This window comes from Psychromonas sp. SA13A (genome assembly GCF_011378715.1).
Lineage (GTDB): Bacteria > Pseudomonadota > Gammaproteobacteria > Enterobacterales > Psychromonadaceae > Psychromonas.
In genome coordinates this window covers 141,876-166,089 of sequence record NZ_WTKU01000006.1, presented here as the reverse complement: position 1 = coordinate 166,089, position 24,214 = coordinate 141,876, and the positions used below count along the sequence as shown (strand labels likewise).

20 protein-coding genes are annotated in these 24,214 nt (G+C 38.4%); 18 read left to right on the top strand and 2 right to left on the bottom strand.

Annotation, left to right across the window (positions count from 1 at the left end):
- Nucleotides 1-16 precede the first annotated feature (16 nt).
- A complete protein-coding gene (gene map / locus GQR44_RS08120; RefSeq protein WP_166371078.1) occupies nucleotides 17-805 on the bottom strand; it encodes a type I methionyl aminopeptidase in 789 nt (262 codons plus the stop codon).
- A gap of 410 nt (nucleotides 806-1,215) precedes the next feature.
- Here map and rpsB point away from each other — a divergent pair, with 410 nt between their 5' ends.
- The 17 genes from rpsB (at nucleotide 1,216) to tilS (ending at nucleotide 21,245) form a co-directional block, all read left to right on the top strand.
- Nucleotides 1,216-1,947 carry a 30S ribosomal protein S2 gene (rpsB, locus tag GQR44_RS08115; protein WP_028867456.1) on the top strand — a complete coding sequence of 244 codons (732 nt, stop codon included), beginning with the start codon at nucleotides 1,216-1,218 and terminating at the stop codon, nucleotides 1,945-1,947.
- Nucleotides 1,948-2,046: 99 nt separating this feature from the next.
- Nucleotides 2,047-2,916, top strand: a complete 870-nt coding sequence (gene tsf / locus GQR44_RS08110; protein WP_166371076.1) for a translation elongation factor Ts — start codon at nucleotides 2,047-2,049, stop codon at nucleotides 2,914-2,916.
- 196 nt (nucleotides 2,917-3,112) lie between these two features.
- Nucleotides 3,113-3,853, top strand: coding sequence for a UMP kinase (gene pyrH / locus GQR44_RS08105; RefSeq protein ID WP_028867458.1), 741 nt, complete (start codon nucleotides 3,113-3,115; stop codon nucleotides 3,851-3,853).
- 207 nt (nucleotides 3,854-4,060) lie between these two features.
- On the top strand, nucleotides 4,061-4,618 hold the full coding sequence (gene frr, locus GQR44_RS08100; protein ID WP_028867459.1) for a ribosome recycling factor: 558 nt from the start codon (nucleotides 4,061-4,063) through the stop codon (nucleotides 4,616-4,618).
- Between the two features lie 65 nt (nucleotides 4,619-4,683).
- Nucleotides 4,684-5,427 (top strand): polyprenyl diphosphate synthase, encoded by a 744-nt coding sequence (gene uppS / locus GQR44_RS08095; protein WP_166371180.1) that lies wholly within the window; start codon nucleotides 4,684-4,686, stop codon nucleotides 5,425-5,427.
- A 32-nt stretch (nucleotides 5,428-5,459) separates the two neighbouring features.
- Nucleotides 5,460-6,311, top strand: coding sequence for a phosphatidate cytidylyltransferase (locus GQR44_RS08090; protein WP_166371074.1), 852 nt, complete (start codon nucleotides 5,460-5,462; stop codon nucleotides 6,309-6,311).
- Between the two features lie 2 nt (nucleotides 6,312-6,313).
- Nucleotides 6,314-7,555: a 1-deoxy-D-xylulose-5-phosphate reductoisomerase gene (gene ispC, locus GQR44_RS08085; RefSeq protein WP_166371178.1), complete on the top strand. Its 1,242-nt coding sequence runs from the start codon at nucleotides 6,314-6,316 to the stop codon at nucleotides 7,553-7,555.
- Complete coding sequence (gene rseP / locus GQR44_RS08080; protein ID WP_166371071.1) at nucleotides 7,549-8,949, top strand: sigma E protease regulator RseP; 1,401 nt, start codon at nucleotides 7,549-7,551, stop codon at nucleotides 8,947-8,949. The genes ispC and rseP overlap by 7 nt, the downstream gene beginning before the upstream one ends.
- 142 nt (nucleotides 8,950-9,091) lie before the next feature.
- A complete protein-coding gene (gene bamA / locus GQR44_RS08075) occupies nucleotides 9,092-11,509 on the top strand; it encodes an outer membrane protein assembly factor BamA (protein ID WP_205963002.1) in 2,418 nt (805 codons plus the stop codon).
- A gap of 110 nt (nucleotides 11,510-11,619) precedes the next feature.
- Complete coding sequence (locus GQR44_RS08070; protein ID WP_240923596.1) at nucleotides 11,620-12,138, top strand: OmpH family outer membrane protein; 519 nt, start codon at nucleotides 11,620-11,622, stop codon at nucleotides 12,136-12,138.
- Nucleotides 12,139-12,150: 12 nt separating this feature from the next.
- Entirely contained in the window at nucleotides 12,151-13,173 is a 1,023-nt protein-coding gene (gene lpxD / locus GQR44_RS08065; protein WP_205963001.1) for a UDP-3-O-(3-hydroxymyristoyl)glucosamine N-acyltransferase, read from the top strand.
- An 11-nt stretch (nucleotides 13,174-13,184) separates the two neighbouring features.
- Nucleotides 13,185-13,637: a 3-hydroxyacyl-ACP dehydratase FabZ gene (gene fabZ, locus GQR44_RS08060; protein ID WP_166371069.1), complete on the top strand. Its 453-nt coding sequence runs from the start codon at nucleotides 13,185-13,187 to the stop codon at nucleotides 13,635-13,637.
- Nucleotides 13,637-14,425, top strand: coding sequence for an acyl-ACP--UDP-N-acetylglucosamine O-acyltransferase (gene lpxA, locus GQR44_RS08055; RefSeq protein ID WP_166371067.1), 789 nt, complete (start codon nucleotides 13,637-13,639; stop codon nucleotides 14,423-14,425). Before fabZ ends, lpxA begins: the two co-directional genes overlap by 1 nt.
- 76 nt (nucleotides 14,426-14,501) lie before the next feature.
- Complete coding sequence (gene lpxB / locus GQR44_RS08050) at nucleotides 14,502-15,650, top strand: lipid-A-disaccharide synthase (protein WP_166371065.1); 1,149 nt, start codon at nucleotides 14,502-14,504, stop codon at nucleotides 15,648-15,650.
- The gene (gene rnhB, locus GQR44_RS08045) at nucleotides 15,650-16,270 is read left to right on the top strand and encodes a ribonuclease HII (RefSeq protein ID WP_166371063.1); all 621 of its coding nucleotides are present in this window, start codon (nucleotides 15,650-15,652) and stop codon (nucleotides 16,268-16,270) included. The genes lpxB and rnhB overlap by 1 nt, the downstream gene beginning before the upstream one ends.
- A 29-nt stretch (nucleotides 16,271-16,299) precedes the next feature.
- A complete protein-coding gene (gene dnaE, locus GQR44_RS08040) occupies nucleotides 16,300-19,848 on the top strand; it encodes a DNA polymerase III subunit alpha (RefSeq protein WP_166371170.1) in 3,549 nt (1,182 codons plus the stop codon).
- Nucleotides 19,849-19,856: 8 nt separating this feature from the next.
- The gene (tilS, locus tag GQR44_RS08035; RefSeq protein ID WP_166371061.1) at nucleotides 19,857-21,245 is read left to right on the top strand and encodes a tRNA lysidine(34) synthetase TilS; all 1,389 of its coding nucleotides are present in this window, start codon (nucleotides 19,857-19,859) and stop codon (nucleotides 21,243-21,245) included.
- Here the strand turns inward: tilS and GQR44_RS08030 are convergent.
- Complete coding sequence (locus tag GQR44_RS08030) at nucleotides 21,225-22,118, bottom strand: GGDEF domain-containing protein (protein ID WP_166371059.1); 894 nt, start codon at nucleotides 22,116-22,118, stop codon at nucleotides 21,225-21,227. The two genes, tilS and GQR44_RS08030, sit on opposite strands and share 21 nt — an antisense overlap.
- Nucleotides 22,119-22,950: 832 nt before the next feature.
- Here GQR44_RS08030 and frsA point away from each other — a divergent pair.
- Nucleotides 22,951-24,210, top strand: coding sequence for an esterase FrsA (gene frsA / locus GQR44_RS08025; protein ID WP_166371057.1), 1,260 nt, complete (start codon nucleotides 22,951-22,953; stop codon nucleotides 24,208-24,210).
- Nucleotides 24,211-24,214 lie beyond the last annotated feature (4 nt).

Below are 24,214 nucleotides of genomic sequence, written 5' to 3'. Positions count from 1 at the left end.
ATTCTTTAAATGCTACTTACGCTGGGTTAATGATTCGTTCAATGGTTTCTTCTGGACGTAATGTTAAAATTTCAACACCCGTTTCAGTTACCAATAAAGTATGTTCCCATTGTGCCGATAGTTTTTTATCTTTAGTCACAACAGTCCATTCATCTTTTAATACTTTACAATCACGTTTGCCCGCATTCAGCATTGGTTCAATGGTAAAACATTGGCCTGCTTTTAATACTTCGCCAGTGCCTTTTTTACCGTAATGCAATACTTGTGGTTCTTCATGGAAACCAGCACCGATACCGTGTCCGCAATATTCGCGAACGATTGAGTAGTTGTGGTTTTCAGCATGCTTTTGAATTGCAGCACCGATATCACCTAAACGAGCACCAGGCTTAACCATATTAATCCCAATGTATAAACATTCTTGTGTTACACGTGCTAAACGTTCAGCCAGAATAGATGGTTTTCCGACCATGAACATTTTAGAGGTGTCACCGTGGTAACCATCTTTGATAACGGTGATGTCTATATTTAATACATCGCCGTCTTTCAGTGCTTTATCGTTAGGAATGCCGTGGCATACAACATAGTTTAATGACGTACAGATAGACTTAGGAAAACCATGGTAGTTCAACGGAGCGGGAATGCCTCCTTGTTCATTAACGATGAAATCATGGCAAAGCTGATTTAGTTCGTTAGTAGTTACCCCTTTTTTAACATGAGGTTCAATCATGGTTAATACGTCAGCAGCTTGTTGTCCTGCGATGCGCATTTTTTCTATTTCTTGAGCAGTTTTAATGAGTCCAGACATATTATATCTCTATACTTTGAATAAATTGTTATAGGACAACTATAAAGAATTTTAGGCGATGGTGCTAGATAAAATCTATTTCAGAAAGCCTTACAATGGGCAAGGATTTGAATGTTATTTTGAATGTTATATAGGGGATTAGAAAATATCTTATTTAGTACGCTATTTATTGAGATAATTCGGTAACTGTGGTATAAAGCGCACCGAGATTGATAGATTAATTTTTTAATCGCTTTCTCAAATAATCAATATAATCCATTCAAAACATTCAATGTATTGAATAATAAGGATTATTACTTAAATAACACACACGCATCGACACGTCACTCGGGGTGCCTTTTTCTGTATAAGAAATTAATGGTCGAGTGTATGGGATGTGTGGAGGCCTAACCCCCTAAAAGGAAATTCAAATGGCAACAGTATCAATGCGCGATATGCTACAAGCAGGCGTTCACTTCGGTCACCAAACTCGTTACTGGAACCCAAAAATGAAACCATTCATTTTTGGTGCTCGTAATAAAGTTCATATCATCAACCTTGAAAAAACAGTTCCAATGTTTAACCAAGCGCTTAACTTCTTAGAAGCTAAAGCATCTAAAAAAGGTAAAGTCCTTTTTGTTGGTACTAAACGTGCTGCATCAGAAGCGGTTAAAGAAGCAGCTATTGCTTGTGACCAATTCTATGTTGATCACCGTTGGTTAGGTGGTATGTTGACTAACTGGAAAACAGTTCGTCAATCAATCAAACGTTTGAAAGATCTTGAAGTTCAAAGCCAAGACGGTACTTTTGACAAGTTAACTAAGAAAGAAGCGCTTATGCGTACTCGTGAATTAGAGAAGCTTGAAAAAACACTTGGTGGTATCAAAAACATGGGTGGTATCCCAGATGTAATCTTCGTAATCGATGCAGATCACGAGCACATTGCAATTAAAGAAGCGAATAACCTAGGTATTCCTGTTATCGCTGTTGTAGATACTAACTCTTGCCCAGATAACATCGATTACATCGTTCCTGGTAATGATGATGCTATCCGTGCAGTTAAGCTTTACTTAAGTGCAGCTGCTACAGCTGTTAAAGAAGGCCGTACTGCAGAAGTAGTAGTAGCTGAAGGTTTTGTTGAAGAAGAATCAGCTGAGAAATAAGTTCTTCTAATAATAGAAGCTCTTATTAACCAATCATTGGTTGGTTATCAGGGGTCTATATGACCCCTTTTTTATAGAATAAAAATAGGAATTCGAACAATGGCTATTACAGCTCAGCAAGTTAAAGAACTTCGTGACCGCACTGCTGCGGGTATGATGGATTGTAAAAAAGCATTAGTTGAAGCAGATGGCGACATCGAGCTTGCAATTGAAAACATGCGTAAATCAGGTGCTATCAAAGCAGCTAAAAAAGCAGGCCGTATTGCTGCTGAAGGCGCTATCTTTGCAAAAACTAACGGTACTACTGCATTAATCATCGAAGTTAACTGTGAAACAGACTTCGTTGCAATGGATAAAAGCTTCTTAGCATTTGCTGAAAAAGTAGCTGATATCGCGCTTGCAAATAAAGTAGACAGCGTTGAAGCATTAAACGCACTAGCATATGACGATTCTACAGTTGAAGAAGCGCGTGAATTGTTAGTTGCTAAAATCGGCGAAAACATCTCTGTACGTCGCTTACAAATCGTTGAAGGTGAAAACCTTGGCGCTTACGTACACAGCCGTAAAATCGGTGTTGTCTCTGTGCTAACTGGCGGTGATGCTGACCTAGCTAAAGATATCGCGATGCACGTTGCTGCAGCGGCTCCTCAGTTTGTTAAACCTGAGAATGTACCTGCTGACGTTGTTGCTAAAGAGAAAGAAATCCAGTTACAAATTGCTATCGAAAGCGGTAAACCTGCTGAAATCGCAGAAAAAATGGTTTCTGGTCGTATGGCTAAATTTACTGGTGAAGTAAGCTTAACTGGTCAATCATTCATTAAAGATCCATCAATGACTGTTGCTAAACTTCTTAAAGGTGCAAATGCAGACGTTGTCTCTTTTGTTCGTTTAGAAGTTGGTGAAGGCATTGAGAAAAAAGTAGAAGATTTCGCTGCTGAAGTTGCTGCAACTATGGCTGCTTCTAAGTAATCTACTTTATAAACAATAGGTAATGTTTTTTAGCATTGTTCCGTTGTAAAAAAGAACCGCGGCATGCCTGCGGTTCTTTTATATTCAGAAGAAAGTGAATATAGCTGCTTAATAAACCAATTTGAGACCTATTTTTTAAAATATCTTGCATGATTTTTTAAAAAATCGGTATTATTTCAACTTAAGGAATGAAATTATGAGCACTAACCCTAAATCAGCATATCGTCGTATTTTATTAAAACTGAGCGGTGAAGCCCTCGTTGGTGAAGAAGGGTTTGGTATTGATCCTAAAGTATTGGATCGTATGGCCTTAGAGATTAAATCTTTGATTGAATCTGGTGTACAAGTTGGTTTAGTGATCGGTGGTGGTAATATTTTCCGTGGTGCGGGCCTTGCTCAAGCTGGAATGAATCGTGTAGTAGGCGATCACATGGGAATGTTAGCGACGGTGATGAATGGATTAGCAATGCGTGATGCATTACACCGTTCACACGTTAATTCTCGTTTAATGTCTGCTATTCCTTTAAATGGTGTTTGTGACGATTATAACTGGGCCGAAGCAATTAAATATTTAAAATTAGGCACTGTAGTTATTTTTGCTGCGGGTACAGGTAATCCTTTCTTTACTACCGATTCTGCTGCTTGTTTACGTGGTATCGAAATTGAAGCGGATGCAGTACTTAAAGGTACTAAAGTTGATGGTGTTTACGATGCAGACCCAGTAAAAAATCCAGATGCGAAATTATACAGCGTATTAGATTACCAAACGGTACTAGAGAAAGAGCTACAAGTAATGGATTTAGCTGCATTTACCTTAGCACGTGACCATAGCCTGCCAATTCGTGTTTTCAACATGAATAAACCCGGTGCATTAAGTCGTGTTGTTTTAGGTGGTGATGAAGGTACAACTATCACCCACGCACAGGAAAATATTTAATTATTTATTTATCGATTACAACGCTAAATAAAGTTGTAGTCGTTAAAAGCAGTGACTATTTGTAAAGTATGGCTATTTGTAAAGTATAACGAATAAAATATCGTGGTTATTGCTAAAGCGATATTGATTAAAAGCGTACTAGTTAAAAAATAGTTGCCAATATAGATAACAAAATTTGATAATGAACTAACAAGTTAGGAACTAAATATGATTAACGAAATCAAAGATGATGCTCAAACTCGCATGAATAAAAGCATCGAATCATTTAAAAGCCAATTAGCTAAAGTACGTACAGGTCGTGCACACCCTAGTTTACTTGATGGCATCATGGTGCCTTATTACGGTTCTAATACACCGTTACGTCAAGTGGGTAATGTATCAACTGAAGATTCACGTACATTAACAGTGACAGTATTTGATGCGACTTTAATTGCAGCAGTAGAAAAAGCAATTATGGGATCTAACTTAGGTTTAAACCCTATGTCTGCTGGTACTGTTATTCGCATTCCTTTACCGCCATTAACAGAAGAGCGTCGTAAAGACTTAATTAAAGTGGTTCGTGGTGAAGCTGAAAATACACGTGTTGCTATTCGTAATATTCGCCGTGATGCTAATGGTGACTTTAAAGATCTAGAAAAAGAAAAAGAAATCAGCGAAGATCAACAACGTCAAGGTGAAGAGTTAGTACAAAAAGTAACTAATGAAAGCATCAAAAAAGTGGATGAAGTATTAGCGGTTAAAGAAGCTGAATTGTTAGAAGTATAAAACTAACTAGTGTTCAAAAATGCACCCTCTAGTGACTAGTCGGTGCATTTAATTGTTAATAAAGGATTATTGTGAGATCAGAAACACTTAAAAGTAATTTCCCTAGACATGTTGCCATCATAATGGATGGAAATGGCCGTTGGTCAGAACAAAAAGGAAAACACCGAGTTTTTGGTCATAAACACGGCGTAAAAGCGCTACGTAAAAGTATTGCTTTTGCCGCTGAAAAAAATATTGAAGCATTAACCATCTTTGCTTTTAGTAGTGAGAATTGGAAACGTCCTGAACAGGAAGTGAATATGCTGATGGAGCTGTTTTTTACCGTACTTGGTAGTGAAGTAAAAAAACTCCATAAAAATAATATTAAGTTAACTATTGTTGGTGATATATCTGGTTTTAGTGATCGCCTGCAAAAAAAAGTACATGCAGCACAGTTATTAACTGCAAATAATACCGGTTTAGCATTAAATGTAGCTGCTAACTACGGCGGCCGTTGGGATATTGTTAATGCAACCCAAAAAATAGCGCAACAAGTAAAAGAAGGTGCCCTAGAAGTTGATAGTATCGATGAACAATTATTGACTGGCACACTGTCTTTAGGTGAATTACCTGATGTTGATTTGATGATACGAACGGGAGGAGATTACAGAATAAGTAATTTCTTACTATGGCAACTTGCTTATGCGGAGTTATATTTTACCGATATATTATGGCCTGATTTTGATGCCAAAGCCTTTCAATTAGCTCTAGATGTATTTTCAGGTAAAGAGCGACGTTTTGGACAAACCAGTGCACAAGTAAATAACTAATTTTTACCCAACAGATATAACGGGATTTCTCTGTGAAGCAACGAATTATTACCGCGCTTATATTAGCGCCACTAGCCATTGCGGCTATTTTCTTTTTACCTCTTCAATTTTTTATGCTGTTTGCTGCTGGTATTTTTTTACTCGCTAGTAAAGAGTGGGCCGGTTTTGTTAGTAAAGAACCTTCTTCAGCTACCCTTTATATCTTTGGTTTGATACTCGGTATTACGCTGATGTTGATGCCTATTGGCTTGATCTGGGGACCTGAACTACCTCATCATTATATAATTACTGGATTAACTGTGGCTGCGGCTTGGTGGTGTGTTGCCTTAGTGATGGTTGTGCGTTATCCGACTTCAGCAACACTTTGGCGAAACAGTAAACTCCTAAAAAGCATTTTTGGGTTACTTACTTTAATTCCTTTTTTCTGGGGATTAGTAGTATTACGTTCAGTGAATATGCATCACGACTTCTATTTTGGTGCGGAATTATTGATGTTTGTATTTTTATTGGTGTGGGCTGCTGATTCTGGTGCTTATTTTGCGGGAAGACAATTTGGTAAACATAAGTTAGCACCTAATGTAAGTCCGGGTAAAACCATTGAAGGATTATTAGGTGGCTTAGTGAGTGCCGTTATCGTTGCTTATTTTGCGAGTCATTACTTTGCTATTCCGGCTGAAAAATTAGGATTGTTTTTTGCGGCTTCAGTGATCACTACTTTAGTCTCTGCATTAGGTGATTTAACCGAAAGTATTTTTAAACGAGAAGCTGGTTTAAAAGACAGTAGTAATTTATTACCTGGACATGGTGGCATTTTAGATCGCATAGATAGCTTGACCGCTGCTGTTCCGGTGTTTGCTCTTATTTATATTTATTGGCTTGTTTAATGATGACCAACAATACAACCAACAATAACGCACTAAAGCAATCAGTGGCTAAAAACTTAGCCGTATTAGGTGCAACGGGATCAATTGGTGATAGTACTCTGAGTGTCTGTCGTCATAATCCTGAACTGTATAATGTGCAGTTTTTGTATGCGGCAAGCAATATTGAAAAAATGCTCGCTCTTTGTATCGAGTTCAAACCTGCCTATGTTGCGTTATCAAATCCGCAAGCGGCATCACAACTAAAAATCTCATTACAAGAAAACAAGCTTAATTGCCAAGTGTTACCTGAATCTGAAGTACTGGCATTATTAGGCAGTGCTGAGATTGATTCTGTGATGGCTGCAATTGTAGGTTCAGCGGGTTTAAAAACAACGCTGGCAGCTGTACATGCAGGGAAAGAGGTTTTCTTAGCAAATAAAGAATCTTTAGTAATGTCCGGTGCATTATTTATTGATGCGGTTAAAAAGTCGGGTGCAACACTGTGGCCCGTTGATAGCGAACATAACGCTATATTTCAATCTATGTCGCCGAACTTACAACAAACTATTGGCCACTGTGATTTAACTGCTGAGGGTGTTTCTAAGATTTTATTAACTGGCTCTGGTGGACCTTTCTTAACCAAGCCGTTGCACGAGTTTTCAAGTATTACCCCTGATGTGGCGATTAAACATCCAAATTGGAGCATGGGCCCTAAAATCTCTATCGATTCTGCAACCATGATGAATAAAGGCCTTGAGTACATTGAAGCAAGGTGGTTATTCAATACCAATAAAGATCAGTTACAGGTGATTATTCATCCTCAATCAGTGATCCATTCTATGGTGCAATACCAAGATGGTAGTGTCATTTCACAAATGGGTAACGCAGATATGCGCATACCTATTGCACATGTTATGGGTGGTAAAAAACGCATTAAAAGTGGGGCTGCAGAGTTTGATTTTTTTAACACGGCAAACTTTACCTTCGCTGAACCTGATTATGACCGTTATCCTTGTTTAAAATTAGCGATACAGGCTTGTTATGAAGGGCAGCATGCGACCACATCACTGAATGCGGCTAATGAAGTAGCAGTGCAAGCCTTTTTAGAACAACGTATTAAGTTCACGGATATTCCACGTATTGTGGATAGTATTTTAAATACATTAGAACATCAAAAAGTCTCGTCCATTGAGCAGTTATTAGAAATTGATAAGCAGGCTAGAGCCGATGCGATAAAATTGATTAATCGAGGTGGAGTTTGTTAGATTTTATATGGAATACATCGGCATTTATTATTGCGTTAAGTATTCTAGTTGCCATTCATGAGTATGGACATTTTTGGGTTGCTCGTCGCTGTAAAGTAAAGGTACATCGTTTCTCCATTGGTTTTGGTAAAGTCCTTTTTAAAAAATTGGATAAGCATGGTACTGAGTTTGTGATTGCAGCTATTCCATTAGGCGGTTATGTGAAAATGCTTGATGGGCGGGTTGAAGAAGTGCCTGAAGCATTATCTGAATTCTCTTTTGATAAAAAGTCAGTATGGCAACGCATTGCCATTGTTGCAGCAGGGCCTATTGCCAATTTCCTATTAGCTATTATTGCTTTCTTTTTAATGTACATGATTGGTGTAGGAAGTGCTAAACCCGTTGTTAATGGTGTACTTGAAAATTCACCAGTTAGTGTGATCACAACTCAATCCCCTTTTCAGGTGAGTGCGGTTAATGGCCGAACCGTTAATGATTGGGAAGCGCTAAACCTTGCTTTAGTTGCACAGATTGGAGAGCCAAGTGTCGAGCTCAGCGTAACGCCTGTTAATTTGTTTGACCTGAGTTCAAACTCTCAATCAACACTGAGCGAGAATAGGGAACCAAGTCAAACTTATACAGTCTCATTAGCTAATTGGAAATTTGACCCTAAAAAAGAGTCGATTATTAGTAGCTTAGGACTTATTCCTTACTCTCCCAAAGTACATTTAAGTGCCGCCAGTATCGCTGAAAATGGTGCCGCACAACGAAGTGGGTTAGAAATTAATGACAAATTAATCGCCATTAATGGGATCCAGTTAGACGATTGGCAACAATTTGTTAAGTTGATTCAAGAAAATGCAAATCAACCATTACGACTAGTGATTGAAAGAGGGGCGATAAAACACACGCTAACACTTGTCCCCGACGCTCGTGAAAGTGCTGACGGTACATTACGAGGTTATATCGGTGTTGCTCCAAAGGTTGACCCTTACCCTGAAGAGCTTAGAGTAAGCTTAAAATATGGACCGATTGACTCTTTCTTAAAAGGAGTTGATAAAACTTGGCAGCTCAGTGAGTTAACTTTTTCGACATTAGTTAAATTAGTGACCGGTGATTTATCGGTAAAAAATCTCAGTGGGCCTGTTGGAATTGCTAAAGGTGCCGGAATGAGTGCGGACTATGGATTTGCATACTTCCTAGGGTTTATTGCTTTAATTAGCGTTAATTTAGGTATTATGAATTTAATACCTTTACCTGTTTTAGACGGTGGTCATTTGATGTATTACTTTGTCGAAGCGATTACGGGTAAACCAGTTCCTGAAAGGATCCAAGAGTTTGGTTTTAAAATTGGTGCTGCGGTTTTATTCACATTTATGTCAATTGCTGTGCTGAACGACTTTAATTTATTGTAAAAGAAACAATAAAATTTATTATAGAATATAAACAATGAGATAGTGCTACTTTCTAACACGATTTGAAAGTAGTATTCACTACCCATTGACCTGGATATTTAAATTGTTTTGCACTGATGTGCAGTAAAGGATTTTGTAGATAATGTTTAAGAAATATTTGTTAGCATTGACATTTACTGTCACCAGCTGTTTTTCTAACCTTGCTTTAGCTGAAAAATTTACCGTCTCTGACCTACAGTTTGAAGGACTCCAACGAGTAACACTGGGCGCTGCATTATTGAGTCTACCAATCCGTGAAGGCGATGTGGTCGATGAATATGATCTATCGCAGGCTATTAAAAAAATGTATAGCAGTAGCTACTTCGAATCGATACAGCTATTCAAAAATGAGTCTGTACTTATTTTTAAAGTGAAAGAACGCCCAACGATCAGTGCCATTGAATTAACAGGTAATGACAAACTTACTGAAGAGCAAATATTTGATTCCTTAAAATCTTCTTCTATCCAAGTTGGTGATGCGTTAGATAGAACCGTTCTTACCAGTATTGAAAAAAGCTTAGAAGATTTCTATCACAGTGTGGGTAAATACAGCGCACAAGTAGAAACGATTGTGACACCTTTACCTAGAAACCGTGTTTCTATTCAATTTGTATTTCGTGAAGGGTTGACGGCAAAAATCGAACAAATCAATATTGTTGGTAATAATGTTTATTCCGATGAAGACTTGTTAAAGCGATTAACATTAAGTGATTCTGCTGGTTGGTGGGATCTTTTTGCCGACGATAACTACCAAAAACAAAAGTTAGCCGGTGATTTGGAAGTTATTAAAAGTTATTACCTAGACCGCGGTTACATTCGTTTTAAAATTGATGAAACGCAAGTAGCACTTAGACCTAATAAAAAAGGGGTTTATGTTACGGTCAATGTTAACGAAGGTAATATTTATAAAGTGTCAGATGTAACTTTTATTGGTGATCTATTAGGGCACGATGCAGAAGTAAAAAGCCTAGTCGCGTTTGCTAATGGAGATACTTATGCCGCATCTGACGTGGCTGCCTCGGAACAAAGTATTCGCAAATACTTTGGCCGTTTAGGTTACGCATTCCCAGAAATCAATACTTACCCTGAAATCGATGATGCAACTAATACCGTTGTGGTTAATTTCTCCGTAGCTCCAGGGCAGCGTGGTTATGTTAGACATATTAATATTTCAGGTAATACCACTACCAAAGATGTTGTGTTGCGTCGTGAAATGCGCCAGATGGAAGGCGGATGGTTATCTAGTGAAGCAATCGAAGCATCTCGCGCGCGTTTAAACCGTTTAGGTTTCTTCTCAACCGTTGATATAAATACCGAACGTGTCAGTGATGATTTAGTTGATGTGAGTGTTAATGTAGCTGAACAAGCGTCAGGTAGTTTTAATGCCGGTATTGGTTTTGGTACAGAGTCTGGGATTAGCTTAAGCGGTGGTATTCAGCAAAATAACTTCCTAGGTAGTGGCGATAAAATTGGCTTTCAAACTAAGTTTAATGACTATAGTGTCAGTGCTGATATTAGCTACGATACCCCATATTTAACCAAAGATGGTGTTAGTGGTGGGGCTCGAATTTATTATGATAAATTTGAAGCGGGCGATGCGAATATTGTCGATTACACCAATACGACTTATGGTTTACGTTTCAGTACCGGTTTTCCTGTTAATGAAATAAACCGTTTAGGGTTCAGTGTCGGCTGGGAAAATAACGGTATTTCTCAGTTAAAAAGTTACGAGCAATTAAGTACTTTTTGGGATATCTATGGTTCAATGCAAGATGATGATGGTGGTGCTGACTTTAGAAACTTTGACCTTACCACTACCTGGTCGCGCAATAACTTAGACCGAGGTCAACTAGCTACGCAAGGTATGTCACATACTTTACGTGGTAAAATAACGATTCCAGGTTCAGACCTGCAATACTTCAAACTTAATTTTGATATTCGTAATTACCAACGTATTACCGAAGACGGTGATTGGACTACCCTGTTACGCGGTAGTTTAGGTTATGGTAACGGCTACGGTAAATTTGAAGGTAATGATCAAATATTGCCGTTCTTTGAAAACTATTATGTAGGTGGTTACCGAACTCTTCGTGGATTTTCTAGCAATACGGTAGGGCCTCGTGCATTGTATACTGGCGAGCAGAATGGTAATGGTAATGCTACTTATACCAACAGTGCAGTGGGCGGTAATGCAAAATATACATTAAGTGCGGAACTTATTTTCCCTGTACCGTTCTTAGATGAAGCCTATGCACGTCAAGTGCGTAGTAGTTTGTTTGTTGATGCCGGTGAAGCGTGGGATACCGAGTTCGATTATGATGCGTATAAGGATATGTGTGCGTTCAATTGTGATTACGCTGGTGACTACTCTAAACCTGGACGTATTCGTGCATCGTTCGGTACTCAGTTGACTTGGGTTTCTCCAATGGGACCGTTAGTATTTACATTTGCCGTTCCAATAAAAGATTATGCGGGGGATAAAACCGAAGTGTTCTCATTTAACATTGGTGATGTTTTCTAAGTATATTTAATGGATGTTCGAACAATGCCATTGTATCGACATTAAAATGTGCACTCAGTGCACGATTTCTTTTTTATTTTATTACAGATTTATTAATACGGAGTTATAGCATGAAAACCATGAAGACCTTTTTTAAAGTAATTACCTTAGCCGCTGCAATGGTATCTGTGTCAGCAGTTCAAGCCGCAGAAACATCAAAAATTGGTGTTGTATTCCCATCAAAAGTGATGAAAGAGTCTCCGCAACGTGCACGTATTATTAAACAGTTAGAAGGTGAGTTTAAAGGCCGTTACGAAGAGTTACAGCGTTTAGAAAAAAGCATTAAAAAAATAGAGACTAAAATTAAGAAAGATGGCGAGCTATTAAATAAAAGTGAAGTCACTGCTTTACAACGTGATATCGAAGGCAAAATCTCTGAGTACAAATTAAAACGTAAAGCTTTCGAAGAAGATAACCGTCGTCGCCAAGGTGAAGAGAATCAAAAAGTCCTAGCTGTAGTTAGTAAAGTGATTAATGAAGTGGCTAAAGAAGGTGGATACGATTTGATCTTAAACGGCGAACAAATTGTTTTCTCAAAACCTGCTTTAGATATTTCAGACAAAGTTATTCAAAAAATTAGCACTAAGTAGGTTTAGATTATTATGGCTTATTCATTAGCAGATTTGGCACTTCAACTTTCAGCGCAATTAAGTGGTGAAGAAGATCTACAAGTATTACGTTTAGCGACCTTTGAGTCCGCTACACAAGGTGATATTACTTTTGTATCTGACATTAAGTTATTGGCTCGCTTAGATGAGTGTAAAGCGAGTGCAATTGTATTGCCTTCATCAATGCAAGACAGCTATAAAGGCAATGCGTTATTTATGGATAACCCTTATGTTGGTTATGCATTGTTAGCGCGTTTGTTTGATACCACACCCAATTTACCAGTGCTTATCGCTGAGTCAGCTCAAATTCATGATACAGCGGTGATCGGCAATAATGTGGCTATTGCAGAAAATGTGGTGATTGGAGCAGGCGTTACGATTGGAGATAATACGCAGTTATTTGCGAATTCTGTGATTGGAGAAGGCTGTCAATTAGGTTCGGGCTGTAAAGTTTACCCGAATGTGTCTATTTACCATGCTTGTGAAATTGGCAAAAATGTCATTATTCATGCGAATGCTGTTATAGGATCCGATGGGTTTGGTAATGCCCCTTACCAAGGGACTTGGGTTAAGATCCCACAAATTGGTAAAGTAATTATTGGTGATAATGTTGAAATTGGATCGAATACGTCAATTGATAGAGGTGCGTTATCGGATACTATTATTGGTGACGGCGTTAAGATTGATAACCAGTGTCAAATTGCCCACAACGTACAAATTGGCGACCACTCTGCTGTGGCTGGCGGTACCTGTATCGCTGGTAGTACCAAAATAGGTAAGAACTGTATTGTAGGTGGTAGTGTTGCGATGAATGGTCATATTACCATTGCTGATAATGTTATTATCACCGGTGACAGTATGGTTATGCGTAGTATTAAAAAAGCAGGTGTTTATTCATCTGGTGTACCTGCTCAAGAAAATAAAGCATGGCGTAAAACAACTGCTTATACATTAAAAATTGAAGAGTTATTCAAGCGCGTTAAGCAACTTGAAAAACAAATTGAAGATAAAAATTAAGGAAAATCATCGTGTCTAACGAATTAAACAGTCTTGATATTAAGGAGATCATGGATCTTCTACCGCATCGTTACCCATTTTTATTAATCGATCGTGTAGTTGATTATGTACCTGGTAAAACACTATCAGGTTACAAAAATGTCTCTTTTAATGAACCACAGTTCACAGGACATTTTCCAGGCACACCTGTTTTCCCCGGAGTGATGATTTTAGAAGCATTAGCGCAGGCAACGGGTGTATTAGCATTTGCAACTTACGGCAAACCTGCAGAAAATGAGCTATATTTTTTAGCGTCTATTGACCAAGTACGTTTTCGTAAACCGGTTGTACCTGGTGATAAATTAGAGTTAGAAGTTATTTATCTTAAAGAACGTCGCGGTATGGGCAAATTTGAATGTATCGCTAAAGTTGACGGCGAAGTCGCTTGTCAGGCAATGATCATGTGTGCAAGAAGAGAAATTTAATGATTGATTCTACAGCAAAAATTCACCCAACAGCGATAGTTCATGAAAATGCAATTATTGGCAAAAACGTAGAGGTCGGTCCCTATAGCATCATCGGCGATAATGTTGAAATTGGTGATGATTGCTGGGTCGGTCCGCATGTTGTGGTTAAAGGCCACACTAAAATGGGTAAAAATAATAAAATTTACCAATTTGCTTCGGTCGGTGAGGATTGCCAAGATTTAAAATATAATGGCGAAGTTACCTATCTTGAAATCGGTGATAATAATGTTTTCCGAGAAAGCTGTACTATTCATCGTGGCACAGCGCAAGATGAAAGCTTAACTAAGATTGGTAATAATTGTTTATTAATGGCGTATGTACATGTCGCACATGACTGTATACTGGGCAACAATATTATCCTGTCAAATAACGCAACTTTAGCTGGGCACAGTAAACTGTCTAATAATGTGATTATCGGCGGTTTAACGGCCTTGCATCAATTCACTCGAGTGGGTGAGTATGCAATGATTGGTGGTTGTTCTGCAGTTAATAAAGATATTCCGCCTTACTTTATGGCATCGGGTAATTACGTTCAAGCTCAAGGAATTAATTCCGTTGGCTTAAAGCGTCATGGTTTTAGTAGTGCGACAATTATGCAAATTAAACGCGCTTATAAATCAATATGCCGTAACGGTAATACGTTAGCACAAGCCAAAGCTGAAATAGCAGAAAATGCTGCAGATTGCCCAGAATTAAAAACGCTTTTAGATTTCATTTCAGATGAAAATCGCGGTATTGTTAGATAAGCCACTTTCTTAAAATATCGTAAAAAAAGGCTCTTTTGGAGCCTTTTTTTTTAACTTCATTATATAAGAGTAGATCATGACTAAACCATTGCGTATTGGATTGATAGCCGGTGAAACATCTGGTGATATCTTAGGTGAAGGGTTAATTAAAGCCCTAAAAAAACAATATCCTAATGCTATTTTTGAAGGTATTGCCGGCCCTCGAATGATGGCGCAAGGATGCACGGCTTTGCATCCTTTAGAAGCTTTATCAGTAATGGGATTTGTTGAGGTATTAGGTAAATTACGCAGTATTTTACGTATTCGAAAATCAATTATTGAACATTTTATCAATAATCCCCCTGATATATTTATAGGCATTGATGCACCTGACTTTAATTTGACGGTAGAATTAAAACTTAAACAGCAGGGCATTAAAACCATTCATTATGTGAGCCCTTCGGTGTGGGCTTGGAAGCAATGGCGTATCCATAAAATTGCCAAAGCAACGGATCTTGTTTTGGCTTTTCTACCTTTTGAAAAAGCCTTTTATGATAAGTTTAATGTGCCATGCCAATTTGTGGGGCATACTCTAGCGGATCAACTGCCGTTACAGCGCGATAAATCAAGCGCACGTGCGCAATTAAATATTCATCCTGATGAAAAAATATTAGCCTTATTACCGGGCAGTCGTAAGGCTGAAGTAGAGATGCTTGGCCCTATATTTTTGCAAGTGGCACAAGTTATCCATCAAAAATACCCCGACTATCGATTTATTGTGCCGGTGGTCAATGATCGTCGCAAACAGCAATTCCAACTGCAAATAGAGGCGTTGTCAGAAGCACTTCCTATTACTCTGATTGATGGTCAATCCAGTGCTGTTTTACAGTCTGCGGATACTGTGTTGTTAGCATCTGGTACTGCCGCATTAGAAGCTATGTTAGCTAAAGCTCCGATGGTGGTTGCCTATAAAGTCTCACCAATCACTTACCTGATCGCTAAAGCGTTAATAAAAGTTAAATATACTTCACTACCCAATTTAATTGCTGATAGGGAAGTGGTTAAAGAACTAAGTCAAGATGATTGTACCGTAGAGAACATAGTGGCTGAATTAGAGCGTTTAATTGCACATGACGGACAAGCAATGGTTGAAACCTTTACCGAGTTACATAAACTTATTCGATGTGATGCGGACACTCAGGCTGCGAATGCAGTGGTTGAGTTATTAAATAGAGATAATAAATAATGGTTGCTAAAAAGATACAATATCCAGACGTTATTTACCCAGACGTTGCCTTTATTGCTGGAGTAGATGAAGTTGGGCGTGGTCCTTTAGTAGGGGATGTTGTCACTGCGGCTGTTATTTTAGATCCTAACAAGCCAATCGCGGGGCTAGCTGATTCAAAGAAATTAAGCGAAAAAAAATTAGCTTCATTATTTGAACAGATAAATGCTAATGCGTTAGCAGTGAGTATTGGCAGAGCATCACCGGCTGAAATCGATGAGCTAAATATATTGCATGCGACTATGTTAGCCATGCAACGAGCAGTGCAAGGTTTAACAATAACTCCCGAATTTGTTTTTATTGATGGTAACCGTTGTCCTTCATTAGCAATGCCTAGTGAAGCGATTGTGAAAGGCGATTCACGTGTTGCTGAAATCAGTGCTGCATCGATTATTGCTAAAGTTACCCGTGATAGAGAAATGGTTGAGTTAGATAAACGCTACCCAAATTATGGTTTTGCTCAGCATAAAGGTTATCCTACTAAAGCGCACTTTGCCGCCTTAGAAGCGCACGGTGTGATTGCTGAATATCGACAAAGTTTTAAACCTGTTAAAGCTATTTTAGCTTTAACTTCAAAATAGGTTCTTGAAAGTATAATGTTATGTCTGAAATGAGTACCGAAGCATCTGAGTTATTACCTGTAGAAGCAACTGCACCTTTAATCAATCCTAAGTTTGTGCATTTACGTGTGCACAGTGATTTTTCAATGGTTGATGGTTTAACTAAAATAAAACCATTAATTGCTAAGACTGCTGCATTAAAAATGCCGGCCATAGCGATCACTGATCAAACTAATTTTTGTGGCTTAGTTAAATTTTATACCGCGGCACATGGTGCAGGTATTAAGCCTATTGTGGGTGCTGATTTTTGGGTTAAAAGTGAGTTATTAGGTGATCAACAGTTTCGTTTAACGGCATTAGCGATGGATGCTGTTGGTTACAAAAATATTACTGAGCTTATTTCAAAAGCGTATTTACGTGGCCATGTTAAAGGACGTGCGGTATTAGAGCAGTCTTGGTTAGCCGAACATCAACAAGGTGTTATTTTACTATCGGGAGCCAAAGACGGTGACTTAGGAAAAATGCTCTTAAAGGGGAATACTGCGGCTGCTGTTGAGATCACTGAATTCTATAAAACGTATTTTCCAAATAGATATTATCTAGAGCTAATTCGTACCAATCGTGTTGCTGAAGAAAATTATTTACATCTCGCCATTGATTGGGCTGCTCAATACCAACTCCCGGTTGTTGCGACTAATGAAGTCGTATTTGCAGACCGCTCATTATTTGATGCGCATGATATTCGTGTTTGTATTAATCAAGGGTATGCACTCGGTGATGAAAAACGTCCCAAAGATTATAGTCCTGAACAGTACTTACGAAGTGAAGAGGAGATGTGTGAACTCTTTTCTGATATTCCCGAAGCTTTGCAGAACAGTGTTGAAATAGCAAAACGATGCAATGTCACGTTACGTTTAGGTGAATACTTCCTGCCCGACTTTCCAACCGGTGATTTAGAGATCGATGAGTTCTTTTGTAAAGTTTCTCGTGAAGGCTTAGAAGCTCGCTTAGAATTTTTGTTTGATAAAAATAGTAAAGATTTTGCAGAAATAAGAAAACCCTATGATGAACGCTTAGAAATAGAGCTGTCGGTTATTAACAAAATGGGCTTTCCGGGTTACTTCCTGATCGTAATGGAGTTTATTCAATGGAGTAAAGATAATAATATTCCAGTTGGACCTGGCCGTGGTTCAGGTGCCGGATCGTTAGTGGCTTATGCATTAAAAATCACTGATCTTGACCCATTAGAATTAGAGTTACTGTTTGAACGATTTTTGAATCCCGAACGTGTTTCTATGCCCGATTTTGATATCGACTTTTGTATGGATAGACGTGATGAGGTGATCGACCACGTTGCACAGTTATATGGGCGTGATGCGGTATCACAGATTATTACCTTTGGAACCATGGCGGCAAAAGCGGTTATTCGCGATGTGGGACGTGTATTAGGTCACGCCTATGGTTTTGTTGATGGTATTTCAAAGTTAGTGCCACCAACACCAGGTATGACGCTAAGCAAAGCCTTCGAAGAAGAGCCTCGTTTACAAGAACGTTATAATGCGAGTGAAGATGTGCGCGCATTAATTGATATGTGTCGTACTTTGGAAGGTACCATTCGTAATGCAGGTAAACATGCCGGTGGTGTTGTTATATCACCGACCACTATTACTGATTTCGCGCCCTTATATTGTGATGATGAAGGCCGCAACCCAGTCACACAATTCGATAAAAATGATGTAGAAACAGCCGGTTTAGTTAAATTCGACTTTTTAGGATTACGTACTTTAACGATTGTGCAGTGGGCTTTGGACATGGCCAATGCACATAAACATGATCGTGGTGAAGAACCTATTTTTATTGAAAAAATAGATCTAACTGAACCTGCTTGTTTCGAGCTGTTAAAGCGTTATGAAACTACTGCAGTATTCCAATTAGAGTCGCGCGGAATGAAAGATTTGATCCGTCGATTACAGCCTGACTGCTTTGAAGATATGATCGCCTTGGTGGCATTATTCCGTCCGGGTCCACTTCAATCGGGCATGGTAGATAACTTTATCGAACGTAAGCATGGCCGAGAGGTGGTGTCCTATCCAGATGAAAAGTGGCAGCATGAATCTTTAAAAGAGATCCTTGCACCGACCTACGGTATTATTTTATATCAAGAACAAGTAATGCAAATTGCACAGGTATTATCGGGTTATACGCTTGGTGGTGCCGATATGTTACGTCGTGCAATGGGTAAGAAAAAACCAGAAGAAATGGCCAAACAACGTGCGACTTTTGAATCGGGTGCGATTGAAAATGGTATTGATGGCGAGCTAGCCATGAAGATCTTTGACCTGGTAGAAAAGTTTGCAGGTTACGGGTTTAATAAATCGCATTCTGCAGCTTATGCGTTGGTGTCTTATCAAACCTTATGGATGAAAACATTTTATCCATCCTATTTCATGGCGGCGGTAATGTCTGCGGATATGGATAACACTGATAAAGTCGTTATCTTAGTGGATGAATGTCAAAACATGGGGTTAACTCTGTGCCCGCCGGATGTTAATGAAGGTTTATTTAAATTTAACGTCGACAAAGACCTGCGTATTATTTATGGAATAGGGGCGATCAAAGGCGTTGGCGAAGGGCCCATTGATGCCATTATTGAAGCTAGAACTGAAGGCGGAAAATTCAAAGATTTATTTGATTTTTGTACACGGGTTGATTTAAAGCGTTGTGGTAAACGTATTATTGAAAAGCTAATTTTAGCCGGTGCATTGGATAACTTAGGGCCACATCGTGCGGCGTTAATGAGTAACTTGAGTGATGCACTGACTGCTGCATCACAATACAAAAAAGCAGAGTCATCGGGACAATCGGATTTATTTGGCGTATTAACCACTGACCACGATGAAATCGAACATAAGTTTTCTGTGGTTGAAAAATGGCCTGAAAAACAATGGCTGAAAGGTGAAAAAGATACGCTAGGATTGTATTTGACTGGGCATCCCATTAACCAATATGAACCACATCTGCGTGCGATTAACTGTGTCAAGCTAGGTGCGTTAACGGTTAATGGTCGAGGTCAAAATAGCCGTGTCTGTGGCTTAGTGTTGGCAATGCGTGTGATGGTCACCAAAGCGGGTAAGCGCATGGGGATTTTGACCTTGGATGATAAAAGTGCGCGTATGGATGTGACGGTTTTTGCTGACTTACTGGACCAGCATGAAGCTTTATTGTTCACTGACAATATTGTGGTTTTACAAGGTCAGGTAAGTGAGGATTATTTCAATGGCGGCTTGAAAATGAATGCCCGTGAAATAATGAGTATTGACCATGCTCGTGAACGTTTTGCCAGTAAATTACGTTTAACAATTACTTCTAATGTTCTGCAACAGCTATCATTGCCACAATTTCAATCTCGTTTAAATGAAATATTAGCGCCCGCTTCAGGTGGTTTATGTCCGGTTTTTATTAACTACCAAAATCATCAGGCACAAGTTGAAATTGAACTCGGCATTGAGTGGTCTATTACCCCAAGTGACGATCTGTTATTTGAATTAGGGCGATGGTTAGGCGAAGACAATGTGACTTTGCATTTTGATCAAGGTTGATGTTAGCAATGCAGGCAGATATATTTAAAAGCTTTGATAAACACTTTACTGAGTTACTGGCTACGCTAACCGTTAGTTCAGCAAAAAGCATTAACAACAGTGATGATCACGTTATCTTAGGGTCGCTTAAGCCGCGTATTGTAGTGGCGTTAAGTGGTGGCGTTGATTCCGTTGTGTTGTTACATTTATTATCTCGTTATCAGCTTGTGCATAAAAATATCACTGTGCTAGCACACAATGTTAATCATGGCTTGAGTGACAATGCTGAAAATTGGGCTGCTTTTTGTACTGCCTATTGCCAACAGCTGGATGTTAAATTAATTTGCTCTCATGTCCATATCCAGAAAAAAAATAGAACTAGCTTAGAAGCGCTGGCTAGAGATGCGCGTTATCAATGTTTTCAAGAAAAAATGCAATCTCATGATGTGATTGTTACTGGTCATCACCAAGACGATCAACTTGAAACATTGTTATTAGCTTTAAAAAGAGGATCTGGTAGTACAGGGTTACAGGGGATCCGCCTTTTTCAGTCTTTTTTTAACGGTTATTTATTACGGCCTTTATTAAACTTTTCTCGACAGCAATTAATGGATTATGCTCAGCATCACCACCTGCAATGGGTTGAGGATGAGAGTAACCTAAATATCGATTTTGATCGTAATTTTATACGCCAACAAATCTCACCGTTACTAAGCGCTCGTTGGCCTGCTATTGCACAGTCAGCATCGAGAACTGCTCAGTTATGTCAAGAACAGCAAAGTTTATTAGATGAAGTGGCGAAGCAGGACTTAAACCTTTGTATAGAAGAGCGTTTTACACAACAAACATTAACTATTGCGGCACTCTCGCAATTTAGTGAAGCAAGACGAAATAATATATTACGTTATTGGCTTAAAAGTAATGGCTTGCAATACCCTAGTAGCAAGCAATTAATGGTTTTATGGAATGAAGTTGCACTGGCACAGAGTGATAAACAACCGAAATTACAGTTACCTATGGTGGCTATTTGTCGTTATCAAGGCCAGCTATATATTGTGCCTGATCAAACCCTAAACATCCCTGAATATCCCATCTTGTGGTCCGGTGAGCCTATATTATGGTTACAATCGGGTTATTTAAGTGTTGATTTTTCGCAGGTAGATAGCGAACTGTCAAAGCGTTATAAAGTGCAGTGCTGCTTGAGATCTCATTTGAATGCTCAGTTAACTTGCTTACCTGAAGGGCGAGATAAAAAACGAAGTATTAAGAAGTTATTACACGAATACCATGTGCCGCCTTGGTTACGTGACCAAGTGGTTTTTATTGTTGTCGATGGTCAACTACTGGAAGCCTTAGGGTTGTGGCGATGCCAAATCAAAGACATGCCACAAATGCAGTTATCTCAGCACTTTTGTTGATGCTTTATGATGGTATAAATTTTGGTCTGCAGATTCAAATAGCTGAATTGAACTCATACCAATTTCCCAATGGCTATGTCCTAAGCTAAATGTACAACCTATCTCTTTTAAAATTGTATTTTTAAGTATCGCTTGATTGATACGCCTATGCACTTTAGCTATAGAGCAGTTTTCAGAGGGTTGTAATATGATAGCAAACTCATCCCCACCTAAACGAAATGGCATATCCGAAGCTCGCACACTCTGCGTTAATATTCGTGCAAATTCTTTTAATACTTGATCACCCTTGAGGTGGCCGTAAGTGTCATTGATAGGTTTAAAGTCATTAATATCTAATATCATTAATGACAGTCCTAGATGAGTACGGTTACTTTGCTCAATGGCATACTGGATAGATTTTTCATAATAAGCTCGGTTACCAATGCTGGTTAAATGATCTTGATAAACCATTGTATTTAATTCAGAGAACTTGAGAGCATGCTTTAAACTGGGCAATAATAATTGGTGTAGTTCGGTTAATAATTTATCTTCGTCTAAGGTTAATGCAACTTCACTTTGATAAGTGATAGTACCTAATCTAGTTGATTGCCCCATTGAGCCTAAATTAAAACTTTTACTAAAACTGTTACGTTGCATTTGCACTAAGCTAAAGAAACCATGAGCAGATTGAAAACGAATATTAAAAGGGCGGATAAAGTCTGCCACTAAAGCGGCAAAATTGTTCATCATCTCTTTTAAGTCTAAGTTTTGTTGCAGTGATTCTAAACTAGAGAGTTTATCTTCAATACTTAGTAAAGGTTCATTGGAAAATACAGTAAACAGCGGCGCAGTATGTTCGAAAGTACTGTGGTTTGTGTTTGGTATGGTTTCCATGCGAGTTTCCTTATCTATGTCACAATTAGTATTTTGCTAAGTGTGTAACGAAACCTTTGTTACTTTTTAGCACCTACTTTTATTTATTACTACTATATGAATAGTATTTAAACAATTCTTTGCAGTATTTATGCCAACTTTTAATTGATCAATGGCGATGCAAACAGGTAAAGATCTTTACCTGATCTTCAATGATTTATAATTAATATTTATCAATCTTAGGCTCGCATAATAAGTTGTTGTCATTTGTTTTTTAGTAAACTAAAACAGTGTCTTACATCTATATTTTAAGTGGATGATAACTGGTATCTTTTGTGTAATAGCTTCACTGTAGTTATAGAACGAATGCTCTAAAATAGAAGTCATATTTTTTGAGTGTGATAATAAATAACATTTATTTGTTATATCTTCTTAAATCGTCGTGAAATTGACAGCCTTTAGTAAATGGCAAGCTGTAGATGAATAGATGAATGAATAAACGAAGAAGAACTGAATAAAGCATCTCGATTGATAACGGGTATATATAAAATCAAGACTGTTAAGTCTGAGTAGAATTTACTTATTCGAGATCAGCTTAATGGATCGTACGCTATTAATTGTTGTGTTTTGTCATTGTTGGCAATTTTTAACATGTTATTCTAAGTCACTACACTCGGTTTTATTGGGTGACAAACAGATTACAGTAAGCTTTGTTTGAGTGTGATTAGAGATTATTTTCGTGAACTTTTGCTCTGAACTATTTTCAAATAAGTTGATGCAGCACTAGCTCGAGATTAAGTTTACTAACTCGTTTATTGAAATATTTTAAACTCCGTTATTTAATGGGAAATTTATGTCTGAGAATTTATCTGAAGTTTTATTTTCTGAAAAGTTTAATGTGCAAGAAACCTCTACTTTGATAGCAAATAGTGGTTCTAAGAAAAATAAAAAATTGTATAACTCAACCATGGACGGTGAAGAAAAGGTGGGGTGGTATCGACTGCTTAAATTGCTGCAATGGGCTTGGCAGGGATTAGATATTATTGACTGCTATGAAGTGCTCGCCAAAATAAGTGCTTCCACTAATAAGCGCAGTGATCCCGATTTATTAGATACAGTGGTCGGATTCCGTTCCGGTAATTGGAGTTATGAATGGTCAAAAAAAGCCATGCAATTTCAAAAACAGGCTAATGAGCTTGTTCAATACGGTCAAAAAGAACAAGCTAAAAATGCTTATTATCTCGCTTCTCAATATTATAGTGTGGCCAGTTACCCTCACCTTAAGGGAGATGAAAGCAGTATTCAGGCGCAAACCTTAGCATTTAGTAATTATCGTAAAGCCTTTGAACAAGATGAAAACGCGTTGCTTAAAGAGATTGATGTTCCCTTTAAAGGCAAAACTGTGCGTTGTTATTTACATTTACCGCACGATGAAACTATTCACCCAGTGGTTATTGTGAGCGGTGGTATTGATACTTTACAGTGTGATTTATTGCCTTTATTCGAAAAGCAGTTAAAACCTGCCGGCATTGCAATGTTAACGGTAGACATGCCTGGAGTTGGTTTCTCAAATCATATTAAATTAGAGCAAGACACTTCTAATTTACACCAAGCGGTATTGCATCATATGGATAATGTACCATGGGTGGATCAGTCTCGTGTTGCATTAATGGGAATGCGTATGGGTGGCAATGCACTAAATCGCTTGGCTTATGTAGAGCCGAAACGAGTGCGTTCGGTGGTGAGTGTTGGCGCAGCTGTGGGTAGTGTGTTTGATAGCTTTGATAACTTTTCAAAATTACCACCAATGACCTTAGATTGCCTTGCTAGTCGTATGCAAATGAGTCATTCCGATGTGGCAAGTTTATATCAACTTTGTGTTCCTTTTTCATTAATTAAACAGGGGTTGTTGGGACGCAAACGTATTAATACGCCGATGCTGAGTATTGGCCATTCACAGGATATTATGTGTAATGAGCAGGACTTGAAATTAATTGCACGGGCAAGCTATGGCAGTGAGTCTAAGATTATTGATAAACCTCCCATTTTTGACTCTTATTTGAGATCTTTAGAGTACTCTGCACAATGGTTAACAAAACATTTACAAGAGTAAGTGA

Bases quoted from the DNA above. Each gene is read 5' to 3' on its own strand.
- map (WP_166371078.1), bottom strand. From the start codon at position 805: ATGTCTGGACTCATTAAAACTGCTCAAGAAATAGAAAAAATGCGCATC.
- rpsB (WP_028867456.1), top strand. From the start codon at position 1,216: ATGGCAACAGTATCAATGCGCGATATGCTACAAGCAGGCGTTCACTTC.
- tsf (WP_166371076.1), top strand. From the start codon at position 2,047: ATGGCTATTACAGCTCAGCAAGTTAAAGAACTTCGTGACCGCACTGCT.
- pyrH (WP_028867458.1), top strand. From the start codon at position 3,113: ATGAGCACTAACCCTAAATCAGCATATCGTCGTATTTTATTAAAACTG.
- frr (WP_028867459.1), top strand. From the start codon at position 4,061: ATGATTAACGAAATCAAAGATGATGCTCAAACTCGCATGAATAAAAGC.
- ispC (WP_166371178.1), top strand. From the start codon at position 6,314: ATGACCAACAATACAACCAACAATAACGCACTAAAGCAATCAGTGGCT.
- bamA (WP_205963002.1), top strand. From the start codon at position 9,092: ATGTTTAAGAAATATTTGTTAGCATTGACATTTACTGTCACCAGCTGT.
- GQR44_RS08070 (WP_240923596.1), top strand. From the start codon at position 11,620: ATGAAAACCATGAAGACCTTTTTTAAAGTAATTACCTTAGCCGCTGCA.
- lpxD (WP_205963001.1), top strand. From the start codon at position 12,151: ATGGCTTATTCATTAGCAGATTTGGCACTTCAACTTTCAGCGCAATTA.
- lpxA (WP_166371067.1), top strand. From the start codon at position 13,637: ATGATTGATTCTACAGCAAAAATTCACCCAACAGCGATAGTTCATGAA.
- lpxB (WP_166371065.1), top strand. From the start codon at position 14,502: ATGACTAAACCATTGCGTATTGGATTGATAGCCGGTGAAACATCTGGT.
- rnhB (WP_166371063.1), top strand. From the start codon at position 15,650: ATGGTTGCTAAAAAGATACAATATCCAGACGTTATTTACCCAGACGTT.
- dnaE (WP_166371170.1), top strand. From the start codon at position 16,300: ATGAGTACCGAAGCATCTGAGTTATTACCTGTAGAAGCAACTGCACCT.
- tilS (WP_166371061.1), top strand. From the start codon at position 19,857: ATGCAGGCAGATATATTTAAAAGCTTTGATAAACACTTTACTGAGTTA.
- GQR44_RS08030 (WP_166371059.1), bottom strand. From the start codon at position 22,118: ATGGAAACCATACCAAACACAAACCACAGTACTTTCGAACATACTGCG.
- frsA (WP_166371057.1), top strand. From the start codon at position 22,951: ATGTCTGAGAATTTATCTGAAGTTTTATTTTCTGAAAAGTTTAATGTG.